The organism is Enterobacter cloacae complex sp. I2, from assembly GCF_014896205.1.
Taxonomy (GTDB): Bacteria; Pseudomonadota; Gammaproteobacteria; order Enterobacterales; family Enterobacteriaceae; genus Enterobacter; species Enterobacter quasihormaechei.
In genome coordinates, this window is sequence record NZ_JADBRA010000006.1 from 207081 (window position 1) to 213199 (window position 6119).

Sequence of the window (6119 nt, forward strand, 5' to 3'; positions counted from 1 at the left end):
GGAAGACGTATTTTAAGGAATAACAATGAAAAAAATCGCCATCGCCTGTGCATTACTCTCCAGTTTTGTTGCCAGCAGCGTCTGGGCTGATGCAGCCAGCGACCTTAAAAGCCGACTGGATAAAGTGAGCAGCTTCCACGCCAGCTTCACGCAAAAAGTGACTGACGGCAGCGGCAACGCGGTGCAGGAAGGCCAGGGAGATCTGTGGGTGAAGCGCCCAAATCTGTTCAACTGGCACATGACCCAGCCGGATGAAAGCGTTCTGGTGTCTGACGGTAAAACCCTGTGGTTCTACAACCCGTTTGTTGAGCAGGCGACCGCCACCTGGCTGAAAGACGCGACCAGCAATACACCGTTTATGCTCATTGCCCGTAACCAGTCCAGCGACTGGCAGCAGTACAACATTAAACAAAACGGCGACGAGTTTGTCCTGACGCCAAAAGGCAGCAACGGTAATCTGAAGCAGTTCACCATTAACGTGAGCAGCAACGGCACCATCAATCAGTTTGGCGCGGTTGAGCAGGACGATCAGCGCAGCAGCTATCAGTTGAAGTCTCAGCAAAACGGCGCTGTTGATGCATCGAAATTTACCTTTACCCCGCCGCAGGGCGTAACGGTGGACGACCAACGCAATAAGTAAGAGGCATGAGTGAGCAATTTGTCGCTCGATTTTTCAGATAATGCGTTTCAACCTCTGGCCGCCCGTATGCGGCCAGAAAATTTAGCGCAGTACATCGGTCAGCAACATCTGCTGGCTGCGGGGAAACCCTTGCCGCGCGCCATCGAGGCCGGGCATCTGCACTCCATGATCCTCTGGGGGCCACCCGGCACCGGAAAAACCACGCTCGCTGAAGTGATTGCCCGCTATGCCAACGCGGACGTTGAGCGCATCTCGGCGGTCACGTCGGGGGTGAAAGAGATCCGCGAGGCGATCGAACGGGCGCGACAAAACCGCAATGCCGGGCGTCGCACCATTCTGTTTGTCGACGAAGTTCACCGCTTCAACAAGAGCCAACAGGATGCCTTCCTGCCGCACATTGAAGACGGTACGATTTTCTTCATCGGCGCCACCACGGAAAACCCGTCGTTTGAACTGAACTCTGCACTGCTGTCCCGGGCGCGCGTCTATCTGCTCAAATCGCTGACCACGGAAGATATCGAAAAGGTTCTGACGCAAGCGATGGATGACAAAGCGCGGGGTTACGGCGGGCAGGATATCGTTCTGCCGGACGAGACGCGTCGTGCGATTGCCGAACTGGTGAACGGTGATGCCCGTCGGGCGCTGAACACGCTCGAAATGATGGCCGATATGGCCGAAGTGGACGATGCGGGCAAGCGCGTATTAAAGCCTGAACTGCTCACCGAAATTGCCGGTGAACGCAGCGCGCGCTTCGATAATAAAGGCGACCGTTTCTACGACCTTATATCTGCGTTACATAAATCCGTGCGCGGCAGCGCGCCGGATGCGGCGCTCTACTGGTATGCGCGTATTATCACCGCCGGTGGTGATCCGTTATATGTCGCGCGTCGCTGCCTGGCGATTGCGTCGGAAGACGTCGGCAATGCCGATCCGCGCGCCATGCAGGTCGCGCTTTCCGCCTGGGATTGCTTTACCCGCGTCGGGCCTGCGGAGGGTGAGCGCGCCATTGCTCAGGCGATTGTTTATCTGGCCTGCGCACCGAAAAGCAATGCGGTGTATACCGCCTTCAAAGCGGCGATGTCGGATGCACGTGAACGCCCGGATTACGACGTTCCGGTACACCTTCGCAATGCCCCGACTAAGCTGATGAAAGAGATGGGTTACGGGCAGGAGTATCGCTACGCCCATGATGAACCCAATGCCTACGCCGCCGGGGAGGAGTATTTCCCGCAGGAGATGGCACAAACCCGCTATTATCACCCCACAAACAGAGGTCTTGAGGGTAAGATTGGCGAAAAGCTCGCCTGGCTTGCCGGACAGGATCAAAATAGCCCTATAAAACGCTACCGTTAGTTCAATCGTTGCGGTAATGTTGGCAATATATCTCTGTGGCCGCAGGCTGTGGTCACTTTTTCCTTTTTTAATTCGATAAGCACAGGATAAGCATGCTCGATCCCAATCTGCTGCGTAATGAGCCAGACGCAGTCGCTGAAAAACTGGCACGCCGGGGCTTTAAGCTGGATGTAGATAAGCTGCGCGCTCTTGAAGAGCGTCGTAAAGTTTTGCAGGTACAAACTGAAAATCTGCAAGCAGAGCGTAATTCTCGATCGAAATCCATTGGCCAGGCGAAAGCGCGCGGGGAAGACATTGAGCCATTACGCCTGGAAGTGAACAAGCTGGGTGAAGAGCTGGATAAGGCGAAAGCTGAACTGGACGTTCTTCAGGCTGAAATTCGCGATATTGCTCTGGCGATCCCGAACATTCCTGACGACAGCGTGCCTGTCGGCAAAGACGAAAACGACAACGTTGAAGTGAAACGCTGGGGTACGCCTCGCGAGTTTGACTTCGAAGTGCGCGACCACGTGACGCTGGGCGAAATGCACGCGGGCCTGGACTTTGCGGCAGCGGTTAAGCTGACCGGTTCTCGCTTCGTGGTGATGAAAGGGCAAATTGCTCACCTGCACCGCGCGCTGGCTCAGTTCATGCTGGATCTGCACACCGAGCAGCACGGCTACAGCGAAACCTACGTACCGTATCTGGTTAACCACGATACGCTGTACGGTACAGGCCAGCTGCCGAAATTTGCCGGCGATCTGTTCCACACCCGTCCGCTGGACGAGGAAGCAGACAGCAGTAACTACGCGCTGATCCCAACCGCGGAGGTGCCGCTGACCAACCTGGTGCGTGACGAGATCATCGACGAAGACGATCTGCCAATCAAACTGACCGCGCACTCTCCGTGCTTCCGTTCTGAAGCGGGCTCTTACGGTCGTGATACTCGCGGCCTGATCCGTATGCACCAGTTCGATAAAGTTGAGATGGTGCAGATCGTTCGTCCGGAAGAATCGATGGATGCGCTGGAAGAGATGACCGGCCACGCGGAAAAAGTGCTGGAGCTGCTGGGGCTGCCTTACCGCCGTATGGCGCTGTGCACCGGAGATATGGGCTTCGGCGCCTGCAAAACCTTCGACCTCGAAGTGTGGGTGCCTGCGCAGAACACCTACCGTGAAATCTCTTCCTGCTCTAACGTCTGGGATTTCCAGGCGCGTCGTATGCAGGCGCGTTGCCGCAGCAAGTCCGACAAGAAGACCCGTCTGGTTCATACCCTGAACGGTTCTGGTCTGGCGGTTGGCCGTACGCTGGTGGCCGTGCTGGAGAACTACCAGCAGGCAGACGGTCGCATTGAGATACCTGAGGTGCTGCGTCCTTACATGAAAGGCCAGCAGTTCATCGGTTAATATTTTGCTTCAAAACAAAAAAGCGCCTCAGGGCGCTTTTTTTATATCCCTGATTTGATACGACGCAATACCTCCTCCCTCTAAAGTAGTAATACTCCTCCGAACGAAAGTTAGCATAAAACACCGATAACGTAGCTTTTCGTTATATATAAAACTACATAGCGGTTTGCACCGCCTCTCTTTTCTTTGTGAGCAACCAAAGTGAGTCTTTATGAAAATCAAAGCGCCTGAAGCGTTAATGGCTGCCGAGGTCACTCGCCGTGGGTTGATGAAAACCACGGCAATAGGCGGCCTGGCTGTTGCCAGCAGCGCCTTTACGCTCCCCTTTACCCGACTGGCGTCGGCGGCGGAGGCTCTGTCTCCCGCTTCAGCCCCGGAAAAAGTGGTGTGGAGTGCCTGTACCGTTAACTGTGGTAGCCGTTGTCCGCTGCGTATGCACGTGGTGGACGGTGAAATCAAATACGTAGAAACCGACAATACCGGCGATGATAACTACGAAGGGTTACATCAGGTTCGTGCCTGTCTGCGTGGCCGCTCAATGCGCCGTCGCGTTTATAACCCGGATCGTCTGAAATATCCGATGAAGCGTGTCGGTAAGCGTGGGGAAGGGAAGTTCGAGCGCATTAGCTGGGACGAAGCCTACGATATTATCGCGACCAACATGCAGCGCCTGATCAAAGAGTACGGCAATGAATCCATCTACCTGAACTACGGCACCGGGACGCTTGGCGGCACCATGACCCGCTCCTGGCCGCCGGGTAAAACGCTGGTAGCGCGCCTGATGAACTGCTGCGGCGGTTATCTCAACCATTACGGCGACTACTCTTCCGCACAGATTGCCGCGGGCCTGAACTACACTTACGGCGGCTGGGCAGACGGCAACAGTCCGTCGGATATCGAAAACAGTAAACTGGTGGTGTTGTTCGGCAACAACCCGGGCGAAACGCGCATGAGCGGCGGCGGAGTAACCTATTACCTCGAGCAGGCGCGCGCCAAATCCAACGCACGAATGATCATCGTCGATCCGCGCTACACCGATACCGGCGCCGGGCGTGAAGACGAGTGGATCCCCATTCGCCCTGGTACCGACGCGGCGCTGGTCAATGCGCTGGCGTATGTGATGATTACTGAAAACCTCGTCGACCAGCCGTTCCTGGATAAATACTGCGTTGGTTATGATGAGAAGACGCTGCCAGCCAGCGCACCGGCTAACGGGCACTATAAAGCCTATATTCTTGGCCAGGGCAGCGACGGCGTGGCGAAAACCCCGGAGTGGGCATCCACTATCACCGGCATTCCTGTCGAACGTATTGTTCAGCTGGCACGTGAAATCGGTTCAGCCAAACCGGCTTATATCAGCCAGGGCTGGGGACCACAGCGTCACGCGAATGGTGAGATTGCCACCCGCGCCATTTCTATGCTCTCAATTCTGACCGGCAACGTCGGCATTCACGGCGGTAATAGCGGCGCGCGTGAAGGCTCGTATGAAGTACCGTTTGAACGTATGCCAACACTGGATAATCCGGTTCAGACCAGCATCTCTATGTTTATGTGGACTGACGCGATCGAGCGCGGCCCGGAAATGACCGCGCTGCGCGACGGCGTTCGGGGCAAAGATAAGCTGGATGTGCCGATCAAAATGATCTGGAACTATGCCGGTAACTGCCTGATCAACCAGCACTCCGAAATCAACCGCACCCACGAAATCTTGCAGGACGATAAGAAGTGCGAAATGATTGTGGTGATCGACTGCCATATGACCTCGTCGGCGAAGTATGCCGATATCCTGCTGCCAGACTGTACCGCCTCCGAGCAGATGGATTTCGCGCTGGACGCCTCCTGCGGCAACATGTCCTATGTGATCTTCACTGACCAGGCCATCAAACCGCGCTTCGAGTGCAAAACCATCTATGAGATGACGTCCGAGCTGGCGAAACGTCTTGGCGTTGAGCAGCAGTTCACCGAGGGACGCACTCAGGAAGGATGGATGCGCCATCTGCATGAGCTCTCCCGCAAAGCCATTCCAGACCTGCCGGACTTCGATACCTTCCGCAAGCAGGGGATGTACAAACAGCGCGACCCGGACGGGCATCACGTGGCGTACAAAGCCTTCCGCGAGGATCCGCTGGCCAATCCGCTGACCACGCCGTCGGGCAAAATCGAGATCTATTCAGAAGAGCTGGCAAAAATTGCCGCGACCTGGGAATTGCCGGAAGGGGACGTTATCGATCCACTGCCGATCTATACGCCTGGTTTCGAAAACTACAACGATCCGCTGACGGAGAAATTCCCGCTTCAGTTGACCGGTTTCCACTATAAAGCGCGTGTTCACTCCACCTATGGCAACGTTGACGTACTGAAAGCGGCCTGCCGACAGGAGATGTGGATCAACCCGATGGATGCGAAAGCGCGCGGCATCAGTAATGGCGATCGCGTACGTATCTTCAACGGGCGTGGCGAGGTGCATATCGAAGCCAAAGTGACGCCGCGCATGATGCCGGGCGTTGTCGCGCTGGGGGAAGGGGCCTGGTATAACCCGGATGCGAATCGCATCGATCAGGCGGGCTGCATCAACGTTCTCACTACGCAGCGTCCGTCGCCGCTGGCGAAGGGCAACCCATCCCACACGAACCTCGTTCAGGTTGAAAAGGCGTAAGGAGTAACCGATGACAACCCAGTATGGATTTTTTATTGATTCCAGCCGTTGCACCGGGTGCAAAACCTGCGAGCTGGCCTGCAAG

5 protein-coding genes are annotated in these 6119 nt (G+C 55.9%); all 5 read left to right on the forward strand.

Annotated elements, in window-relative coordinates; genetic code table 11:
* Window positions 1–25: 25 nt before the first annotated feature.
* Complete coding sequence (lolA, locus tag IM300_RS07450; RefSeq protein WP_003858270.1) at window positions 26–640, forward strand: outer membrane lipoprotein chaperone LolA; 615 nt, start codon at window positions 26–28, stop codon at window positions 638–640.
* A gap of 9 nt (window positions 641–649) precedes the next feature.
* Complete coding sequence (gene rarA / locus IM300_RS07455) at window positions 650–1993, forward strand: replication-associated recombination protein RarA (protein ID WP_112793205.1); 1344 nt, start codon at window positions 650–652, stop codon at window positions 1991–1993.
* A 92-nt stretch (window positions 1994–2085) separates the two neighbouring features.
* Complete coding sequence (gene serS, locus IM300_RS07460) at window positions 2086–3378, forward strand: serine--tRNA ligase (protein ID WP_063449174.1); 1293 nt, start codon at window positions 2086–2088, stop codon at window positions 3376–3378.
* Window positions 3379–3589: 211 nt separating this feature from the next.
* Entirely contained in the window at window positions 3590–6034 is a 2445-nt protein-coding gene (gene dmsA, locus IM300_RS07465) for a dimethylsulfoxide reductase subunit A (RefSeq protein ID WP_193035955.1), read from the forward strand.
* Between the two features lie 10 nt (window positions 6035–6044).
* Window positions 6045–6119: 4Fe-4S binding protein (locus IM300_RS07470; RefSeq protein ID WP_023215649.1), on the forward strand; the 75-nt coding region annotated here is incomplete at its 3' end.

Coding starts and splice junctions, on each gene's coding strand:
- lolA (WP_003858270.1), top strand. CDS start 26: ATGAAAAAAATCGCCATCGCCTGTGCATTACTCTCCAGTTTTGTTGCC.
- serS (WP_063449174.1), top strand. CDS start 2,086: ATGCTCGATCCCAATCTGCTGCGTAATGAGCCAGACGCAGTCGCTGAA.
- dmsA (WP_193035955.1), top strand. CDS start 3,590: ATGAAAATCAAAGCGCCTGAAGCGTTAATGGCTGCCGAGGTCACTCGC.